The 16,481-nt window shown below is 59.5% G+C and carries 18 protein-coding genes; 14 read left to right on the top strand and 4 right to left on the bottom strand.

Going from position 1 to position 16,481, the window contains the following annotated elements; translation table 11 throughout:
* The first annotated feature begins 64 nt into the window (after positions 1 to 64).
* Positions 65 to 955 carry an AraC family transcriptional regulator gene (locus V9L13_RS12615; RefSeq protein ID WP_338802672.1) on the top strand — a complete coding sequence of 297 codons (891 nt, stop codon included), beginning with the start codon at positions 65 to 67 and terminating at the stop codon, positions 953 to 955.
* A 184-nt stretch (positions 956 to 1,139) separates the two neighbouring features.
* Here the strand turns inward: V9L13_RS12615 and V9L13_RS12610 are convergent, their stop codons facing one another.
* Complete coding sequence (locus V9L13_RS12610) at positions 1,140 to 2,804, bottom strand: electron transfer flavoprotein-ubiquinone oxidoreductase (protein WP_338802671.1); 1,665 nt, start codon at positions 2,802 to 2,804, stop codon at positions 1,140 to 1,142.
* Positions 2,805 to 3,328: 524 nt separating this feature from the next.
* On the opposite strand from V9L13_RS12610, the gene V9L13_RS12605 reads away from it, so the two are divergent.
* From V9L13_RS12605 to V9L13_RS12560, 10 genes are all read left to right on the top strand, one after another.
* Positions 3,329 to 4,078 (top strand): electron transfer flavoprotein subunit beta/FixA family protein, encoded by a 750-nt coding sequence (locus tag V9L13_RS12605; protein ID WP_003226982.1) that lies wholly within the window; start codon positions 3,329 to 3,331, stop codon positions 4,076 to 4,078.
* Positions 4,079 to 5,008, top strand: coding sequence for an FAD-binding protein (locus V9L13_RS12600; protein WP_103484712.1), 930 nt, complete (start codon positions 4,079 to 4,081; stop codon positions 5,006 to 5,008). It begins immediately after the preceding gene.
* A gap of 80 nt (positions 5,009 to 5,088) precedes the next feature.
* Positions 5,089 to 5,910, top strand: coding sequence for a transporter substrate-binding domain-containing protein (locus V9L13_RS12595; protein WP_338802670.1), 822 nt, complete (start codon positions 5,089 to 5,091; stop codon positions 5,908 to 5,910).
* A 9-nt stretch (positions 5,911 to 5,919) separates the two neighbouring features.
* Positions 5,920 to 6,276 (top strand): DUF4398 domain-containing protein, encoded by a 357-nt coding sequence (locus tag V9L13_RS12590; protein WP_177434686.1) that lies wholly within the window; start codon positions 5,920 to 5,922, stop codon positions 6,274 to 6,276.
* A complete protein-coding gene (locus tag V9L13_RS12585) occupies positions 6,273 to 7,085 on the top strand; it encodes an OmpA family protein (RefSeq protein ID WP_103484710.1) in 813 nt (270 codons plus the stop codon). The genes V9L13_RS12590 and V9L13_RS12585 overlap by 4 nt, the downstream gene beginning before the upstream one ends.
* Positions 7,086 to 7,286: 201 nt before the next feature.
* Complete coding sequence (locus V9L13_RS12580; protein WP_003226969.1) at positions 7,287 to 8,726, top strand: PLP-dependent aminotransferase family protein; 1,440 nt, start codon at positions 7,287 to 7,289, stop codon at positions 8,724 to 8,726.
* A 78-nt stretch (positions 8,727 to 8,804) separates the two neighbouring features.
* Positions 8,805 to 9,296: a translation initiation factor 2 gene (locus tag V9L13_RS12575; RefSeq protein WP_338802669.1), complete on the top strand. Its 492-nt coding sequence runs from the start codon at positions 8,805 to 8,807 to the stop codon at positions 9,294 to 9,296.
* Between the two features lie 164 nt (positions 9,297 to 9,460).
* Positions 9,461 to 9,715: a YkgJ family cysteine cluster protein gene (locus V9L13_RS12570; RefSeq protein WP_045122579.1), complete on the top strand. Its 255-nt coding sequence runs from the start codon at positions 9,461 to 9,463 to the stop codon at positions 9,713 to 9,715.
* A 41-nt stretch (positions 9,716 to 9,756) separates the two neighbouring features.
* Positions 9,757 to 10,362 carry an START domain-containing protein gene (locus tag V9L13_RS12565; protein WP_003226964.1) on the top strand — a complete coding sequence of 202 codons (606 nt, stop codon included), beginning with the start codon at positions 9,757 to 9,759 and terminating at the stop codon, positions 10,360 to 10,362.
* 314 nt (positions 10,363 to 10,676) lie between these two features.
* Positions 10,677 to 12,770: an LTA synthase family protein gene (locus tag V9L13_RS12560; protein WP_338802668.1), complete on the top strand. Its 2,094-nt coding sequence runs from the start codon at positions 10,677 to 10,679 to the stop codon at positions 12,768 to 12,770.
* Between the two features lie 56 nt (positions 12,771 to 12,826).
* Here V9L13_RS12560 and V9L13_RS12555 read toward each other — a convergent pair whose 3' ends face one another.
* Positions 12,827 to 12,985: a DUF3309 family protein gene (locus V9L13_RS12555; protein ID WP_169432680.1), complete on the bottom strand. Its 159-nt coding sequence runs from the start codon at positions 12,983 to 12,985 to the stop codon at positions 12,827 to 12,829.
* Between the two features lie 258 nt (positions 12,986 to 13,243).
* On the opposite strand from V9L13_RS12555, the gene V9L13_RS12550 reads away from it, so the two are divergent.
* From V9L13_RS12550 to csrA, 3 genes are all read left to right on the top strand, one after another.
* Entirely contained in the window at positions 13,244 to 14,059 is an 816-nt protein-coding gene (locus V9L13_RS12550) for an SDR family oxidoreductase (protein ID WP_338802667.1), read from the top strand.
* Positions 14,060 to 14,122: 63 nt separating this feature from the next.
* Entirely contained in the window at positions 14,123 to 14,455 is a 333-nt protein-coding gene (locus tag V9L13_RS12545) for a YnfA family protein (protein WP_338802666.1), read from the top strand.
* A 146-nt stretch (positions 14,456 to 14,601) separates the two neighbouring features.
* On the top strand, positions 14,602 to 14,787 hold the full coding sequence (gene csrA / locus V9L13_RS12540; protein ID WP_003226955.1) for a carbon storage regulator CsrA: 186 nt from the start codon (positions 14,602 to 14,604) through the stop codon (positions 14,785 to 14,787).
* 5 nt (positions 14,788 to 14,792) lie between these two features.
* On the opposite strand, the gene V9L13_RS12535 is transcribed toward csrA, so the two are convergent.
* Positions 14,793 to 15,020 (bottom strand): YheU family protein, encoded by a 228-nt coding sequence (locus V9L13_RS12535; protein ID WP_003192759.1) that lies wholly within the window; start codon positions 15,018 to 15,020, stop codon positions 14,793 to 14,795.
* 170 nt (positions 15,021 to 15,190) lie between these two features.
* Positions 15,191 to 16,381, bottom strand: coding sequence for an osmoprotectant NAGGN system M42 family peptidase (locus V9L13_RS12530; RefSeq protein WP_003226953.1), 1,191 nt, complete (start codon positions 16,379 to 16,381; stop codon positions 15,191 to 15,193).
* Positions 16,382 to 16,481: the final 100 nt, after the last annotated feature.

The raw sequence follows: 16,481 nt of genomic DNA, 5'->3' as shown, positions 1-16,481 counted from the left end.
TGGCAAAAGGATCTGCGATGATGCTTGCATGCCTTTTTCCGTGACTTTTTTGAAGACCCCTCCGATGCAGTTGACCCGTCACCTTGATGCCAATGCCACCCTGGTTTCGCTGATCGAGCCGCTGGCGCTCCGCGATGGTTACAGCCAGACCGGGCTGCCCGGCGTGCAGGTGTTGCGCGCCAGTTGCGACGTGGCGCGTGGGCCGCACATTTATGAGCCGAGCCTGATGATCATCGCTCAGGGCAGCAAACTGGCGTTCCTCGGCCCGCGCACCATGGAGTACGGCGCCGGGCACTACCTGATTCAGGCGCTGCCGGTGCCGTTCGAGTGCGAAACCTTTGCCTTGCCGGATGCGCCGTTGCTCGGAGTATCGGTGGCCATCGACCGGGTGTTGCTCGGCGAGTTGGTGCTGGCCATGGGGCTGGCGCCGGGGCGGCACATTCCGGCGCAGACCCCGGAGTCGATGACCTCGGTGGTGCTCGACGATGACATGCGCGGCTGTGTCGAACGCTTGCTGCGCTGTCTGCACGATCCGCTGGAATGCCAGATTCTCGGGCCGGCGCGGGTGCGTGAATTGTTGTTCACCGCGCTGCGCGGACCGCAGGCCGATGTGTTGCGCGCGCTGGTGGAACAGCAGGGGCAGTTCGCCCGGGTGGCGGCGTCGATCAGCCATCTGCATGCGCATTACACCGAGCCGCTGAATGTCGAGACATTGGCCGGGTGCGCCAACATGAGTGTTTCGTCGTTCCATGAGCACTTCAAGCGCAGCACGCTGTTGTCGCCAGTGCAGTATCTGAAGCGCTTGCGGTTGCTCAAGGCGCAGACGTTGCTGGTGGCCGAAGGGCTGGGCGTGGCGCAGGTGGCGCATCGGGTGGGGTATCAGAGTACGTCGCAGTTCAGTCGTGAGTACAAGCGCTACTTTGAGCGCAGCCCTGGTGATGAGCGCGTAGCCTGATTCGACGATGATTCCCTGTGGGAGCGGGCTTGCTCGCGAAGGCTGCGTGTCAGGCAACCTATCCGTCAACTGACACACCGCATTCGCGAGCAAGCCCGCTCCCACATGAGTCATGCGCTGTGGAAAAAATCCTGGGCAACAAAAAGGCCCCCATTTCGGGAGCCTTGATGTTCAGCGATACGGCTTACATGTTCGGGTAAGTCGGGCCGCCAGCGCCTTCCGGCGTGACCCAGGTGATGTTCTGCGAAGGGTCCTTGATGTCACAGGTCTTGCAGTGCACGCAGTTCTGGGCGTTGATCTGGAAGCGCTTTTCGCCGTCTTCCTTGGTGATCACTTCGTACACGCCGGCCGGGCAGTAGCGCTGCGCCGGTTCGTCGTACAGCGGCAGGTTCTTGCTGATCGGGATGCTCGGGTCGGTGAGCTTCAGGTGGCACGGCTGTTCTTCTTCGTGGTTGGTACCGGAGATGAACACCGAGCTCAGTTTGTCGAAGCTGAGTTTGCCGTCCGGCTTCGGATAGTCGATCTTCTTGCAGTCGGCCGCGAGCTTCAGGCAGGCGTAGTCCGGCTTGGTGTCGTGCAGGGTGAACGGCAGTTTGCCGCCGAAGATGTTCTGGTCCAGCCAGTTGAAACCGCCGCCGACGATCGCGCCGAACTTGTGGATCGCCGGGCCGAAGTTGCGGCTGGCGAACAATTCATCGTAGAGCCAGCTCTTCTTGAACGCCTCGACGTAGGAGGTCAGCTCTTCAGTGCCATCCTTCTCGGCGAACAGTGCGTCGGCCACCGATTCAGCGGCGAGCATACCGGACTTCATCGCAGTGTGGCTGCCCTTGATCTTGGCGAAGTTCAAGGTGCCGAGGTCGCAACCGATCAGCGCGCCGCCCTTGAAGACCATTTTCGGCAGCGAGTTCAGGCCACCCTTGCAGATCGCGCGGGCGCCGTAGCTGACGCGCTTGCCGCCTTCCAGGTACTGAGCCAGCACCGGGTGATGCTTGAGGCGCTGGAACTCGTCGAACGGCGACAGGTAGGTGTTGCTGTAGGACAGGTCAACGATCAGGCCGACGACCACTTGGTTGTTTTCCAGGTGATAGAGGAACGAGCCACCGGTGTTTTCGGTGCCCATGATGTCCAGCGGCCAACCGGCGGTGTGCACCACCAGGCCTGGCTGGTGTTTGGCCGGGTCGATTTCCCAGATTTCTTTGAGGCCGATGCCGTAGTGCTGGGCGTCGGCATCGCTGTCGAGGTTGTAGCGCTTGATCAGTTGCTTGCCGATGTGACCACGGCAGCCTTCGGCGAACAGCGTGTACTTGCCACGCAGTTCCATGCCCGGGGTGTACAGGCCTTCTTTCGGGTTGCCTTCGCGATCGACGCCCAGATCACCGGTGATGATCCCGCGCACGATGCCGTTTTCGTCGATCAGCGCTTCCTGAGCGGCGAAACCCGGGTAGATTTCCACACCCAGGTTCTCGGCCTGCTGGGCCAGCCAGCGGCACAGGTTGCCGAGGGAAATAATGTAGTTGCCTTCGTTGTGCATGGTCTTGGGCACAAAGAAGTCAGGAATTTTCTGCGCGCTTTCGGCGTTTTTCAGCACGAAAATGTCATCGCGGGTGACCGGGGTGTTCAGCGGGGCGCCGAGTTCTTTCCAGTCCGGGAACAGTTCGTTCAGAGCGCGTGGTTCGAACACGGCACCGGAAAGGATGTGTGCGCCGACTTCGGAGCCTTTTTCGACCACGCAGACGCTGATTTCCTTACCGGCTTCGGCGGCCTTCTGCTTCAGACGGCAGGCGGCGGACAGGCCAGCGGGGCCGGCACCGACGATGACCACGTCGAATTCCATGTATTCGCGTTCCACAGGCTATCTCCTACTCAAGGCTCAACAGTTTTTTTTCTAATTTGGAGGTTCGGTGTCGCATCCGTTATTGCCTTTACGTTAACGTCAAGGGTAATAATGGGAAACCACCTTTCTCTCTAGGCGGCGCATTATATCTACACCACTCTGAGCGTCCAATACAAACGTTTGTTTGAATCGGCTCCAGCCCAGAGAAATCAAAGAAGCGCGGCTTATGAACGACCATTTTGCCGTATTGACCGGAATAGGCGTTCCGGTCAAGATACGGGCGGTTTTGCGCTCGCCGTAGGCAGACTGGCGGTTTCAAGAGCACCTCTAAAGACAGGGCACAGGCAGTACAAGGTGATGCGCAGCGCAAGTCCGGCGCGCAGTTTACACACCGTGCAGATCAATGACTTGTTGGTCACCACTGACGAACGGTCATCGCCCCCAGCCGGCGTTTTTAGAGGTGCCCTTGTGCCCGATGAGCATCAACCGCCAGGTTCGCCTAGGCGACTTTCTTTTCACCGGAGAGTAACGAGGAATCCATGAAGGTTCTTGTAGCTGTCAAACGCGTTGTGGATTACAACGTCAAGGTCCGCGTCAAGGCGGACAATTCCGGCGTAGACCTCGCCAACGTCAAGATGTCGATGAACCCGTTCTGCGAAATCGCAGTGGAAGAAGCCGTACGCCTGAAAGAGAAAGGTGTTGCGACTGAAATCGTCGTCGTCTCCATCGGCCCGTCCACCGCTCAGGAACAGCTGCGTACCGCACTGGCTCTGGGTGCCGACCGCGCCATCCTCGTCGAATCCGCTGAAGACCTGACTTCGCTGGCCGTGGCCAAGCTGCTCAAGGCAGTGGTCGACAAGGAACAGCCTCAACTGGTGATCCTGGGCAAACAGGCCATCGACAGCGACAACAACCAGACCGGCCAGATGCTCGCTGCACTGAGCGGCTACGGTCAGGGCACTTTCGCCTCGAAAGTCGAAGTCTCCGGCGACAGCGTTGCCGTGACCCGCGAAATCGACGGCGGCGCGCAGACCGTTTCCCTGAAACTGCCAGCCATCGTCACCACCGACCTGCGTTTGAACGAGCCGCGTTATGCGTCCCTGCCAAACATCATGAAAGCCAAGAAGAAGCCTCTCGAAGTGCTGACTCCGGACGCTTTGGGCGTTTCCACCGCCTCCACCAACAAGACCCTGAAAGTCGAAGCGCCGGCTGCACGCAGCGCAGGCATCAAGGTCAAGTCGGTGGCTGAACTGGTCGAGAAACTGAAAAACGAAGCGAAGGTAATCTAAATGACTATCTTGGTTATTGCTGAACACGACAACAAAGTGCTGGCCCCGGCCACTCTGAACACCGTGGCTGCTGCTGCCAAAATCGGCGGCGACATCCATGTGCTGGTTGCAGGTCAGGGCGCTGGCGCCGTGGCTGAAGCCGCTGCGAAAATCGCTGGCGTGAGCAAAGTCCTGAACGCTGACAATGCAGCTTACGCGCATCAGCTGCCGGAAAACGTCGCTCCTCTGGTTGCAGAGCTGGGCAAGGGCTACAGCCACATCCTGGCTGCCGCCACGTCCAACGGCAAAAACATCCTGCCGCGCGTTGCCGCTGCACTGGACGTTGACCAGATCTCCGAGATCATCTCGGTAGAAAGCGCCGACACCTTCAAGCGTCCGATCTACGCCGGTAATGCCATCGCTACCGTGCAATCGACCGCAGCGATCAAAGTGATCACCGTGCGTGCCACCGGTTTCGACCCGGTTGCCGCTGAAGGTGGTTCGGCGACTGTTGAAGCGGTTGCTGCTGCGCACGACGCCGGCACTTCCAGCTTCGTCAGCGAAGAACTGGCCAAGTCCGATCGTCCTGAGCTGACCGCTGCCAAGATCGTCGTTTCCGGCGGCCGCGGCATGCAGAACGGTGACAACTTCAAACACCTGTACGCCCTGGCCGATAAACTGGGCGCTGCCGTCGGTGCTTCGCGCGCTGCGGTCGACGCAGGTTTCGTACCGAACGACATGCAGGTCGGTCAGACCGGCAAGATCGTTGCGCCACAGCTGTACATCGCCGTCGGTATCTCCGGCGCGATCCAGCACTTGGCCGGCATGAAAGACTCCAAAGTGATCGTTGCGATCAACAAGGACGAAGAAGCGCCAATCTTCCAGGTGGCCGATTACGGCCTGGTGGCGGATCTGTTCGAAGCGGTACCTGAGCTGGAGAAGCTGGTCTAATCCGGCGGCTTCACTTATAAAGAGCCCGGCCTTCTGGTCGGGCTTTTTTTTGTCTGGGATTTGAGTGGGAGCGTCTTGCCATGGATCTGCGCCGCAGGTTGTTATTGGGATTGATCCTGTTGCCGGGGATGGCTGCGGCTGCCGGCAAATGTGAACGCCTCGTCGTCACCGGCAGCCCGGATGCGCCGCCGTACCTGTGGCAGGACCCGCAGAATCCCAGGCACTTGATCGGCGCCAGTGCCGACCTGCTGCAGCAAGTGGCCAAGGATCTGGGGATCAAGGTCGAATTGCTCTACGCCGGCAAACGCTCGCAGGCCCTCGATGAGGTGCGCAGCGGGCGCATGGACATGCTGGCCGACACGCCGCTGATGTTCAACGAGCTGGAAAACCTCGACTACATCTATCCGCCGTTGCTGGAAAACGACTATCTGGTGTGGACACGCAAAGGCTCGACGCTGGCCTACAGCGAAGCCAAGGATCTGCACGGGCACACCGGCGGGCTGTCGGAAAAGTCTCGTATGACCCAGGCATTCGGCACTTTCGCCGAGCAGAATCTGACCCTGACCCGGACGGCAAACATCACCCAGGCCTTTCAGAAACTTCTGCTGGGTGAAGTCGAATATGTACTCGCCGGGCGCTACTCGGGCATGGCTGCCGCGCAGGCATTGGGCATGGCCAATGATCTGCTGGCGTTCGAGCAACCAATCGACCGACCGGGGCTGTTCCTCGCGGTTTCGCACAACTCGGCCTGCAACGATCCGTGGTTGCGCGGACAGCTCGCTAAAAAGATGACAGAATTGCCCGCGTCCGGACTGACCGAAGCCGCGCTGCAACGCAACATCGAGCGCTGGAAGGCTCAGCAGCAACAGCCGCAGCCATCTGTCAGTGCCCCAAAACAGTAGGGATTCTTAGTGAGTATTCGACCTCTTTTCGCGGCCATGGCCGTTCTGGCCCTGGCCGGCTGCGCCAACGATCCGGCACCCAACGAGCAAATGCGCCTGACCGAGCAGGCCATCACCCAGGCCAAGGCTGTCGGTGCGACCGCCGATGAAATGCCGGAAATGAAACTGGCTGAAGACAAGTTCAACCGGGCCAAGGGCAACATGGCCGACGAGTCTTACAAGAACGCCCGCATGCGTTCCGAACAGGCCGAGCTGGACGCACGTCTGGCAGAAGCCAAGGTGCTGACGCAAAAGAGCGAAGAGCAACTGAACGTGCTGAATACCCGCATCATCCGCCTGCGCAAGCAACTGGGAGATGCCCAATGAGCCTCAAGTCCAAAGCCCTTGGCGGGTTGGTTCTGGCTGGCTGCGTGAGCCTTTTCGGGTGTGCCGGTCAGCACAGTGAAAGCGCATTGCAACAAGCCAGCAGCGACTTCCAGAAGGTCAAGGAAGACTCCAATGTGCTGCGCATCGCTCCCAAGGACGTGATCCGTGCCGGTGAGTCCCTGGCCCGTGCCGATCGCCTGTCGACCTATTGGGGCAGTGGCTCCGACGTGGTGCATTACGCCTACCTGAGTCAGCGTTACAGCGAAATCGCTCGCGAACACACCAATCTGGTGCTCAACGAAGAGCGCGCGGCGAAGCTCGAGCTGGAACGCCAGCGTCTGCAACTGGCTCTGCGTGAGTCCAAACTGCTGAGCGTGCAGCAGCAGGGCAAGTGGCTCGAAGAGCAGATCGTCGCGCTGGCCACCACGCAAACCGATCGCGGTCTGGTGATGACCCTCGGTGACGTGCTGTTCGACACTGGCGAGGCGGAGCTGAAGAACTCGGCCAATCGCGTGGTGTTGAAGATCGTGCAGTTCCTGCAGCTCAACCCGAAACGCGTGGTGCGTATCGAGGGCTACACCGACAGCACCGGTGGCAAACAGGAAAACCTCAAGCTGTCGCGTGATCGCGCGCAAGCGGTAGCCGATGTACTGATGGACCTCGGAATTGAGGACAAGCGCATTCAGGTCGAAGGTTACGGCGATGAGTACCCGGTGGACGCCAACGCTTCCGAGCGCGGGCGGGCACAGAACCGTCGGGTGGAAATTGTGTTTTCCGACGAAAAAGGCCAGCTCGGCGCCGCCCGCTGAGGGTTGCGTCTCTGGAAAGCCCGGCCTGTCATGCAGCGCCGGGCTTTTTTACGTCTGTCGAATAGCGCGCAAATCCGTACAGTTGTAGCTGACACTGCACTGTACGGTCGACTATGGTGGCAACTGTCCCAGTACACTTCTAAACTGTTCCGGTATTGTTTCACACAAGAATAAAATGCCCGTGAAATCGAGTGCTGCGTCATGACCAACCTCTTGCTCTACCAACGTATTGCTCAACAACTGGCGGAAGATATCCGGCGCGGCGTCTATCAGCCCGGCGAACGCGTGCCGTCGGTGCGCAAGATGAGTTCGCAGCTCAATGTCAGCCATGCAACGGTGTTGCAGGCTTACGCCAATCTCGAAGATCAGGGGCTGATCCGCGCACGGCCGCAGTCCGGTTACTACGTGCACCAGACCCCGGCCCTGACGGCGCCGACACCGGATATCGCCCGGGTCGAACGCCCAGGCCTGGTCACTCGCGCCAGCATCATTCAGCAAGTGTTGGTCGAATCGCGGCGCGAGGGGGTTTTCCCGTTGGGCGCGGCGGTGCCGAGTGTCGATTACCTCCCGGTGCGCGCATTGCATCAGCAGTTGGCCAAGGTCACCCGATTCCATAGCCCTCGCGCTTTCAGCTACATGTTCAGCCCCGGTTTCGAACCGCTGCGCCGGCAAGTGGCGATCCGCATGCGCGATGCTGGTGTGGTGGTCGATCCGTCGGAAGTGGTGATCACCCACGGTTGCGTCGATGCGCTGCAGATGTCGCTGCGGGTGTTGACTCGTCCAGGTGATCTGATCGCCGCAGAGTCGCCAACCTATTACGGCCTGCTGCAACTGGCCGACCTGCTGGGCCTGAAAGTGATCGAGATTCCCAGCGACCCGGCCACGGGCATGAGCCTGGAAGCCTTGCAACTGGCGGCCAACCAATGGTCGATCAAGGCGCTGGTGCTGACCACCCGGCTGAGCAATCCGCTGGGTGGCACCATGCCCGAAGAGCGGCAGAAACAACTGCTGCGTCTGGCCTCGGACTTCGATATCCAGATCGTCGAAGACGACATCTATGGCGAATTGATGTTCGAACAGGGCCGCACCAAAGCCCTCAAGGCCTACGATCGGCTGGATCGGGTGATCTACTGCTCGAGTTTTTCCAAGACCTTGTCGCCGGGCGTGCGGGTCGGCTGGATGATCGCCGGCAAGTATCAGCAAGAAATCCAGCGTCTGCAGACGTTCACCACGCATTCGGCGTGCAGCGTCACGCAGATGGCGATTGCCGCTTATCTGGAAAATGGCGGTTATGACCGGCATTTACGGTACATCCGCCAGGAATACCGGAAAAACCTCAGCGCGTTCCAACTGGCGGTGCAGCAGTACTTCCCCGAAGGCACGCAAATGACCCGGCCCACGGGCGGTTTCATCCTCTGGGTGAGTCTGCCGGGCAGGGTCAATACCCAGGAATTGCACGTCCGCGCCTTGCAGCAGGGCATCAGTATTGCACCGGGGCTGATCTTCAGTAATACGGAGCAGTTCAACCACTGCATCCGCCTGAACTGCGGCACGCCGTGGAATCGCGAAGCGGAAAGGGCGCTGATGACCCTCGGCTTGCTGGCGACTCAACTGTGTCAGGAAACGGCTGGCGGATTCTGAACGAGCGGCGCGTCATGCTTGTCTTGTGACGCTCAACAGGCGAGCATATGGCCCTCTGCCGTTAGTGTTGTAGGGCTCATGAAAGCGATTTTGCCTGCTGCCTGGATTTTGTTTGGTGTGTTGACGATGGGCCATGCGCCCGGTGTCATGGCAGCCGCCGTTCAGGAAAAGCCTGCGGCGTCAGCAACGGCGAGCAAAACGGCCAGCAACAAAGCCGTTGCGGATAAGAAAGCTCAAGTAAAAAACGCCCCACAAAAGAAGGCCGCCCCGGTGAAGAAGCGGCCCCCGATCGCTTCCAAGTCGAAACCGGCCAGTGAGGTGGCGAAAACCCGATTGCCGCCGGCCAAGCTCGATCTGAGCCTGCCCAAGGACATGGTGCAGCAGCTCAAACCGGCCGGTACCGTCACGCTGCCTAAACACGACGCTATCCTGCCGCAGATGTTCGGCGAGAAGAACAGCGGCTTCCAGCTCAACGGCCGTCTGCTCAGTAACGAAATGCAGCTGCAACTGCGCAACGAAGAGCGTCGTGAAGTCGAAGGCGCGGCGCTGGATTTCGAATTCAAGCAGTAAATCAAATCGATCCGTGACCCGCAGACCAGACGCTTTGTCGGAGACTGGTCAGTCACTTTCGTTTCTGCGTAAAAACCCCGGTTCAGGGAATTTGAAACAACCGTTTTAGCGGTTACTCTGTGGCCGTCCCTTTAACACATTGCCCGTCGCGAGGACTCGTCGTCATGAAATGCCGTGAAGGCTGTGGCGCTTGCTGTATTGCCCCCTCCATCAGTTCTGCCATCCCAGGCATGCCCAATGGCAAACCTGCCGGCGAACGTTGCGTGCAACTCTCGGTCGAAAACCTGTGCAACATTTTCGGTCAGCCGGAACGCCCGGCGGTCTGCTCGGGATTTGCCGCCGATGTCGAAGTCTGTGGCAGCAGCCGGGAAGAGGCGATCAGGTTGATCGGCTGGTGGGAGCAGATGACGGCGGCGTGATGTGTCAAACGAACGGAACTTCAACAATAAGGAATAAGACTATGGGTTCGCTGCATCGTATCGCTGTGTTGTGTGGTTTGACGGCTGTGCTGGCTACTTCGGTTGCTCAGGCTGAGGACTGGAAAGTCGCCAAGGAGCAGGACGGGATCAAGGTCTCGCTGGCCGAAGTGCCGGGTTCGGATTACAAGTCCTATCAGGGTGTTGCCCTGATGAAGACCACCGTTGCCAAACTGCGTGCCTTGCAGGAAGACGTGTCCGGAGCCTGCGCCTGGATTCACGAGTGCAAAACCCAGAAGCTGCTCAAGCACGAGGGCGATCAGAGCTGGACCTACACCCAGTTCAATACGCCGTGGCCAGTGACGCCGCGTGATTCCGTGCTGCACATCACCACCGTCGAAGGCGCTGATGGCAGCCTGACCCGCAACCTCGAAGGCGTGCCGAAGTACATTCCCGAAGAGAAAGGCTTTGTCCGCGTTGCGCAGGTCAAAGGCTTCTGGAAGTTCGTACCGAAAGGTGATCAGGTCGAAGTGACCTATCAAGTGCACACCGAGCCAGGCGGCAGTGTGCCGAGCATGATTGCCAACAAGTTTGTGGTCGACGCGCCATTCAACACCCTGAAAGCCCTGAAAGAACGCGCCGAGAAGTAATTCGCGCGCTGACAGCAAAACGCCCCGACTGATTCGGGGCGTTTTGTTTTGTCGTTATATTGTGTTTCCAGATATGCGCTGCACGAAATTTTCACAAAGCGTTCCAGACAATTCGCCCGCGCTCTTTGCAGTTGTCCCCGTATCCCCGCGCCTTGAATGAAAGAGTCCGACGGTGGGACAGTAATCAATGGCAATGCTGCCGTTGATCGTGCAACATTTGCGCACCGCGCACGCCCCGGGGCCTGGAATGGCCAATAGAGGGCATGGCGCCGCCGTATTTTGCAACTTCAACTTCCAATGGGTCCTAAAACGACATGGCAAACCCGGACGCCCTGAATCAGCAGCGATCTTCCACTCGCCTGCTGCAACCGACCGTCAAATCGCATCTGGCCTACACGCTGCTGTGTGCCCTGGTCATGATGGTGATGTTTTCCGTGCTGCGCCTCGCGCTGCTGGTCTACAACCGCGAGATGATCCTCGATACCCCGGCTTCGACCTTCCTCGAAGCTTTCGCCAACGGCCTGCGTTTCGACCTGCGCCTGGTGGTCTACGTCTGCGTTCCGCTGGTGCTGGCACTGTTCAGTGCCCGGGCGATGGCCGCGCGCGGCTTTTTCCGTCTGTGGCTGACCGTCGCCTCAAGCATCGCGCTGTTCCTCGGCCTGATGGAGATGGACTTCTACCGTGAGTTCCACCAGCGCCTCAACGGCCTGGTGTTCCAGTACGTGAAAGAAGACCCGAAAACCGTGATGAGCATGCTCTGGTACGGTTTCCCGGTGGTGCGTTACCTGCTGGCGTGGGTCGTCGGCACCGTGATCCTGACTTTGGCCTTCAAGGGCGCCGACCGTGCAACCCGTCCACGCGGCCCGTTCAGCGGCGGCAACGTCGGTACGCGTCAGGTGGCGCCGTGGTACACGCGTCTCGCGGTATTCGTGGTCTGCCTGCTGATCTGCGTCGTCGCTGCCCGTGGCACCCTGCGTCAGGGCCCGCCGCTGCGTTGGGGTGACGTCTACACCACCGAATCGAACTTCGCCAACCAGTTGGGTCTCAACGGCACGCTGTCGCTGATCGCCGCCGCCAAGGACCGCATGGGCGAGGATCGCGACAACATCTGGAAAGCCACACTGCCGCAGGAACAGGCGCAGAAAGTGGTGCGCGAGATGCTGGTGATGCCGGACGACAAACTGGTCGATGCCGACATCGCTGCCGTGCGTCGTGACTACACGCCACCGGCCGACAAGACCCTGCCGATCAAGAACGTGGTCGTGATCCTGATGGAAAGCATGGCCGGTCACTCGGTGGGCGCCCTGGGCGCACCGGGCAACATCACGCCGTACCTCGACAAACTGTCGAAGGAAGGCCTGCTGTTCGACCGTTTCTTCTCCAACGGCACTCACACCCACCAGGGCATGTTCGCCACGATGGCGTGCTTCCCGAACCTGCCGGGCTTCGAATACCTGATGCAGACCCCGGAAGGCAGCCACAAGCTGTCCGGCCTGCCGCAGTTGCTCAGCGCGCGCAAGTATGACGACGTGTATGTCTATAACGGCGACTTCGCCTGGGACAACCAGTCGGGCTTCTTCAGCAACCAGGGCATGACCAACTTCGTTGGCCGTAACGACTTCGTCAATCCGGTGTTCTCCGATCCGACCTGGGGCGTGTCCGACCAGGACATGTTCGACCGTGGTCTGCAGGAGCTGAAGGCACGGGAAAACGGCAAGCCGTTCTACGCGCTGCTGCAAACCCTGTCCAACCACACGCCGTACGCCTTGCCGACGCCATTGCCGGTGGAGCGCGTGACCGATCGTGGCAGCCTCAACGAACACCTGACCGCCATGCGTTACGCCGACTGGGCACTGGGTCAGTTCTTCGAGAAGGCGCGTAAAGAGCCGTACTTCAAGGAAACCCTGTTCGTGATCGTCGGCGACCACGGTTTCGGCAACGAGCGCCAGATCACCGAAATGGACCTGGGCCGCTTCAACGTGCCGATGCTGATGATTGCTCCGGGCATCCAGGAGAAGTTCGGCACCCGCGACCACACCGTGGGCACCCAGATCGACATCGTGCCGACCATCATGGGCCGTCTGGGTGGCGAAGTACGTCATCAGTGCTGGGGCCGCGACCTGCTGAACCTGCCGGCCGGCGACACCGGTTTCGGTGTGATCAAACCGTCGGGCAGCGAGCAGACCACGGCCATCGTCACCGCCGACCAGATCCTGGTGCTGCCGAAAGAGAAGGAAATGGCGCCGAAGATCTACCAGTACCAACTGGGCGCGAACCCTTCTGCCGAGATCATTCCGGACGCACCGCGTACCGCCGAACTGAAGCTCAAGCTTGAAGCGTTCCTGCAAACAGCGACCAAGAGCCTGATGGACAACACAGCCGGTGTCGTCAACGGCAAGCCTGACTGATAAAACCGCTGCATAAAAAAGAGGCCCCTGAGGGCCTCTTTTTTTGTCTTGGGGTTTTATATCCTGCCAAGTAACAGCAAGACCAGCAGCACCACCAACACCACGCCGATAATGCCCGAAGGACCATAACCCCAACTTCTGGAGTGCGGGAAGACCGGCAGACCACCGATCAGCAACAGGATCAGGATAATGATAAGAATTGTGCCCATGTCGATTTTCCTTGTTAAAAGTGTTCGAGAAAACTGGGTGTTCAAGGGCGACTGGAGGCTAACTAATTCCAGACGGCTTACAAATTCCGACCGGTGTGAATCAAAGAAAATTCAATGTTTTTTTAATGTATTTGGGCCGCAGACTTATTTCCTTTAAGCGCAAGATCTTTTGATCCTGTATTCAGCATTCTGATGGAGCGTGGGATACCCAGGTTCCTTCGCTACACTCCGCGTATCTCCTACGAAACAACAAGGCTGTCGGCTATGCAAAATCGCATGATGATCACTGGCGCGGGTTCAGGTTTGGGTCGCGAAATCGCGCTGCGCTGGGCGCGTGAAGGCTGGCAGTTGGCTTTGTCGGATGTCAGCGAGCCCGGCCTGTTGGAAACCCTGAAATGGGTGCGTGAGGCCGGTGGCGACGGTTTCACCCAGCGTTGCGATGTGCGTGATTACAGCCAGCTGACCGCGTTTGCCCAAGCCTGTGAAGTGAAGCTGGGAGGCATCGATGTCATCGTCAACAATGCTGGTGTGGCGTCAGGCGGATTTTTCAGCGAGCTGTCGCTGGAGGATTGGGACTGGCAGATCGCGATCAACCTGATGGGCGTGGTCAAGGGCTGCAAGGCGTTCCTGCCGCTGCTGGAACAGAGCAAAGGCAAGATCATCAACATCGCCTCGATGGCGGCCTTGATGCAAGGCCCGGCGATGAGCAACTACAACGTGGCCAAGGCCGGTGTGGTGGCGTTGTCGGAAAGTTTGCTGATCGAACTGGCGCAGCAGGAAGTCAGCGTGCATGTGGTTTGCCCGTCGTTCTTCCAGACCAACTTGCTCGATTCGTTCCGTGGCCCGACGCCGGCGATGAAAGCCCAGGTCGGCAAGTTGCTGGAAAGTTCGCCGATCACTGCTGCTGACATCGCTGACTATATCTATCAGCAAGTATCCGCGGGCGAGTTCATGATTCTGCCGCACGAGCAAGGGCGCATGGCCTGGGCGATCAAGCAGAAGAACCCGCAACTGATCTACAACGAAATGACCACCATGGCCGATAAAATGCGCGCCAAGGCCAAACAAACCAACGGTTGAACTTGCCCGGCGGGTATCGCGTCGTTAGGGTGGCCGCATTGGTCACCCTGTCGAGACGCATCAATGCTCAATTACCTGTGGTTCTTCCTCGCGGCGCTGTTTGAAATCGCCGGTTGTTTCGCCTTTTTCATGTGGCTGCGTCAGGGCAAAAGTGCCTTGTGGGTGATCCCGGCACTGCTCAGCCTGACCCTGTTCGCGCTGTTGTTGACCCGGGTCGAAGCGGCTTACGCCGGGCGCTCCTATGCCGCGTATGGCGGAATCTACATCGTCGCGTCGATCGGCTGGCTGGCGGTGGTCGAGCGCGTGCGCCCGCTGGGTTCGGACTGGATCGGCGTGGCGTTATGCGTGATCGGTGCCAGTGTGATTCTGTTCGGGCCGCGATTTTCCGCCGCTTGAGGCGAGACTGTTTAGCCATTTGCAGGAAACGTCTGAAGGGCGCAGCGACTCACGGTGTAGGGCAAGACTGAATTGCTCGCGACCCATTGTAGAGCGCCCGTCCGCCGCGCATCTTCAGGGCTGGCTAACCCTGAAGGACGAACTCCATGCTTGTACTCAGCCGTGTTGTGGGCGAGTTGATTTCCATCGGTGACGATATTTCCGTGCGCGTATTGTCAGTCAACGGTTCCAGCGTGCGCTTCGGCGTCGAGGCGCCGCAGAAGGTCAATGTGCACCGCTCTGAAGTTTACGAGCGGATCCAGCGTAAACAGATCAGCGAAAAGGCTCGCTGAAGTTTTCAGTCGAACAGATGCTTGGGCACATCGTGCTTGAGCATCAACTGGCATTGCTCGCTTTCCGGGTCGAAAACAATCAGCGCCTGGCCTTTGGTCAGTGCTTGGCGGACGCGCAGTACACGGGTTTCCAATGGGGTGTCATCACCGTTGTCGGTACCGTCGCGAGTGACGAAATCCTCGATCAGGCGGGTGAGGGTGTCGACTTCAAGAGCGTCGTAGGGAATCAGCATGGGCACCTCGGCTAAATCAATGGCGGGATGCTACGGCGATTGAGGGTTGGCTGCCAGTTTTGTGTGGTTTGTACCGGCCTCATCGCGAGCAGGCTCACTCCTACAAGGAAATGCATTCCAACTGTAGGAGTGAGCCTGCTCGCGATAGCCATAGTTCAGATAACAAGGATTCAGCTGTCCGAGCGCTGCCCCACCAGACTGTCCACCGACGGCACCCGCGTATCGCTCTCCATCTGCGTCTCATGCTCGATCTGATGACTGAAGCGATCCAGCGAAGCATTGGCCGGCGCCGCATCGCTGGCGAATACCGGCGGACTCAGAATGTACGCCCCAAGCAAACGACTGAGCGCCGCCAGACTGTCGATGTGCGTACGTTCATAACCATGGGTCGCGTCGCAGCCAAAGGCGAGCAGGGCGGTGCGGATATCGTGCCCGGCAGTCACCGCCGAATGCGCATCGCTGAAGTAATAGCGGAACAGGTCGCGCCTTACCGGCAGTTCGTTTTCGCTGGCCAGACGCAGCAAATGCCGTGACAGGTGATAGTCATAAGGGCCACCGGAATCCTGCATCGCCACGCTCACCGCGTGTTCGCTGGAATGCTGCCCCGGCGCAACCGGGGCAATGTCGATGCCGACGAATTCGCTGACATCCCACGGCAATGCCGCCGCCGCGCCGCTGCCGGTTTCTTCGGTAATGGTGAACAGCGGGTGACAGTCGATCATCAACTCCTGACCGCTGTCGACGATGGCCTTGAGCGAGGCCAGCAGCGCGGCAACGCCAGCCTTGTCATCGAGGTGGCGGGCGCTGATATGGCCGCTCTCGGTGAACTCCGGCAGCGGGTCGAACGCCACCACGTCGCCGACGCTGATGCCCAGCGATTCGCAATCGGCCTTGGTCGCGCAGTAGGCATCCAGACGCAGTTCGACGTGATCCCAACTGATCGGCATCTCGTCCACCGCGGTGTTGAACGCGTGCCCGGACGCCATCAGCGGCAGCACGCTGCCACGAATCACGCCGTTGTCGGTGAACAGGCTGACCCGGCTGCCCTCGGCAAACCGGCTCGACCAGCAGCCGACCGGGGCCAGGGTCAGCCGCCCGTTGTCTTTCACTGCACGCACGGCGGCACCGATGGTGTCGAGGTGCGCGGACACGGCGCGGTCGGGACTGTTTTTCTTGCCCTTGAGCGTGGCGCGGATCGTGCCGCGACGGGTCATCTCGAAAGGGATGCCGAGTTCTTCCAGACGCTCGGCGACGTAACGCACGATGGTGTCGGTGAATCCGGTGGGGCTGGGAATGGCGAGCATTTCCAGCAGGACTTTTTGCAGGTAGTTGAGATCCGGTTCAGGGATTTGAGTGGTCATGGAAACTCCTGATGAGTTGAGGCGCATCGATGGTTTCGATGAGGGGTGATTTAGGGTGTCTGTTGCGGCCCCTTCGCGAGCAAGCCCGCTCCCACATTTG

The sequence above is a fragment of the Pseudomonas sp. RSB 5.4 genome (assembly GCF_037126175.1).
GTDB classification, from domain to species: domain Bacteria; phylum Pseudomonadota; class Gammaproteobacteria; order Pseudomonadales; family Pseudomonadaceae; genus Aquipseudomonas; species Aquipseudomonas fluorescens_H.
The sequence above is the reverse complement of the archived record's forward strand: the minus strand, read 5'-3'. Positions and strand labels throughout refer to the sequence as shown.

Bases quoted from the DNA above. Each gene is read 5' to 3' on its own strand.
- V9L13_RS12595 (WP_338802670.1), top strand. From the start codon at position 5,089: ATGGATCTGCGCCGCAGGTTGTTATTGGGATTGATCCTGTTGCCGGGG.
- V9L13_RS12580 (WP_003226969.1), top strand. From the start codon at position 7,287: ATGACCAACCTCTTGCTCTACCAACGTATTGCTCAACAACTGGCGGAA.
- V9L13_RS12605 (WP_003226982.1), top strand. From the start codon at position 3,329: ATGAAGGTTCTTGTAGCTGTCAAACGCGTTGTGGATTACAACGTCAAG.
- V9L13_RS12550 (WP_338802667.1), top strand. From the start codon at position 13,244: ATGCAAAATCGCATGATGATCACTGGCGCGGGTTCAGGTTTGGGTCGC.
- V9L13_RS12545 (WP_338802666.1), top strand. From the start codon at position 14,123: ATGCTCAATTACCTGTGGTTCTTCCTCGCGGCGCTGTTTGAAATCGCC.
- V9L13_RS12615 (WP_338802672.1), top strand. From the start codon at position 65: ATGCAGTTGACCCGTCACCTTGATGCCAATGCCACCCTGGTTTCGCTG.
- V9L13_RS12535 (WP_003192759.1), bottom strand. From the start codon at position 15,020: ATGCTGATTCCCTACGACGCTCTTGAAGTCGACACCCTCACCCGCCTG.
- V9L13_RS12560 (WP_338802668.1), top strand. From the start codon at position 10,677: ATGGCAAACCCGGACGCCCTGAATCAGCAGCGATCTTCCACTCGCCTG.
- csrA (WP_003226955.1), top strand. From the start codon at position 14,602: ATGCTTGTACTCAGCCGTGTTGTGGGCGAGTTGATTTCCATCGGTGAC.
- V9L13_RS12575 (WP_338802669.1), top strand. From the start codon at position 8,805: ATGAAAGCGATTTTGCCTGCTGCCTGGATTTTGTTTGGTGTGTTGACG.
- V9L13_RS12585 (WP_103484710.1), top strand. From the start codon at position 6,273: ATGAGCCTCAAGTCCAAAGCCCTTGGCGGGTTGGTTCTGGCTGGCTGC.
- V9L13_RS12600 (WP_103484712.1), top strand. From the start codon at position 4,079: ATGACTATCTTGGTTATTGCTGAACACGACAACAAAGTGCTGGCCCCG.
- V9L13_RS12565 (WP_003226964.1), top strand. From the start codon at position 9,757: ATGGGTTCGCTGCATCGTATCGCTGTGTTGTGTGGTTTGACGGCTGTG.
- V9L13_RS12530 (WP_003226953.1), bottom strand. From the start codon at position 16,381: ATGACCACTCAAATCCCTGAACCGGATCTCAACTACCTGCAAAAAGTC.
- V9L13_RS12570 (WP_045122579.1), top strand. From the start codon at position 9,461: ATGAAATGCCGTGAAGGCTGTGGCGCTTGCTGTATTGCCCCCTCCATC.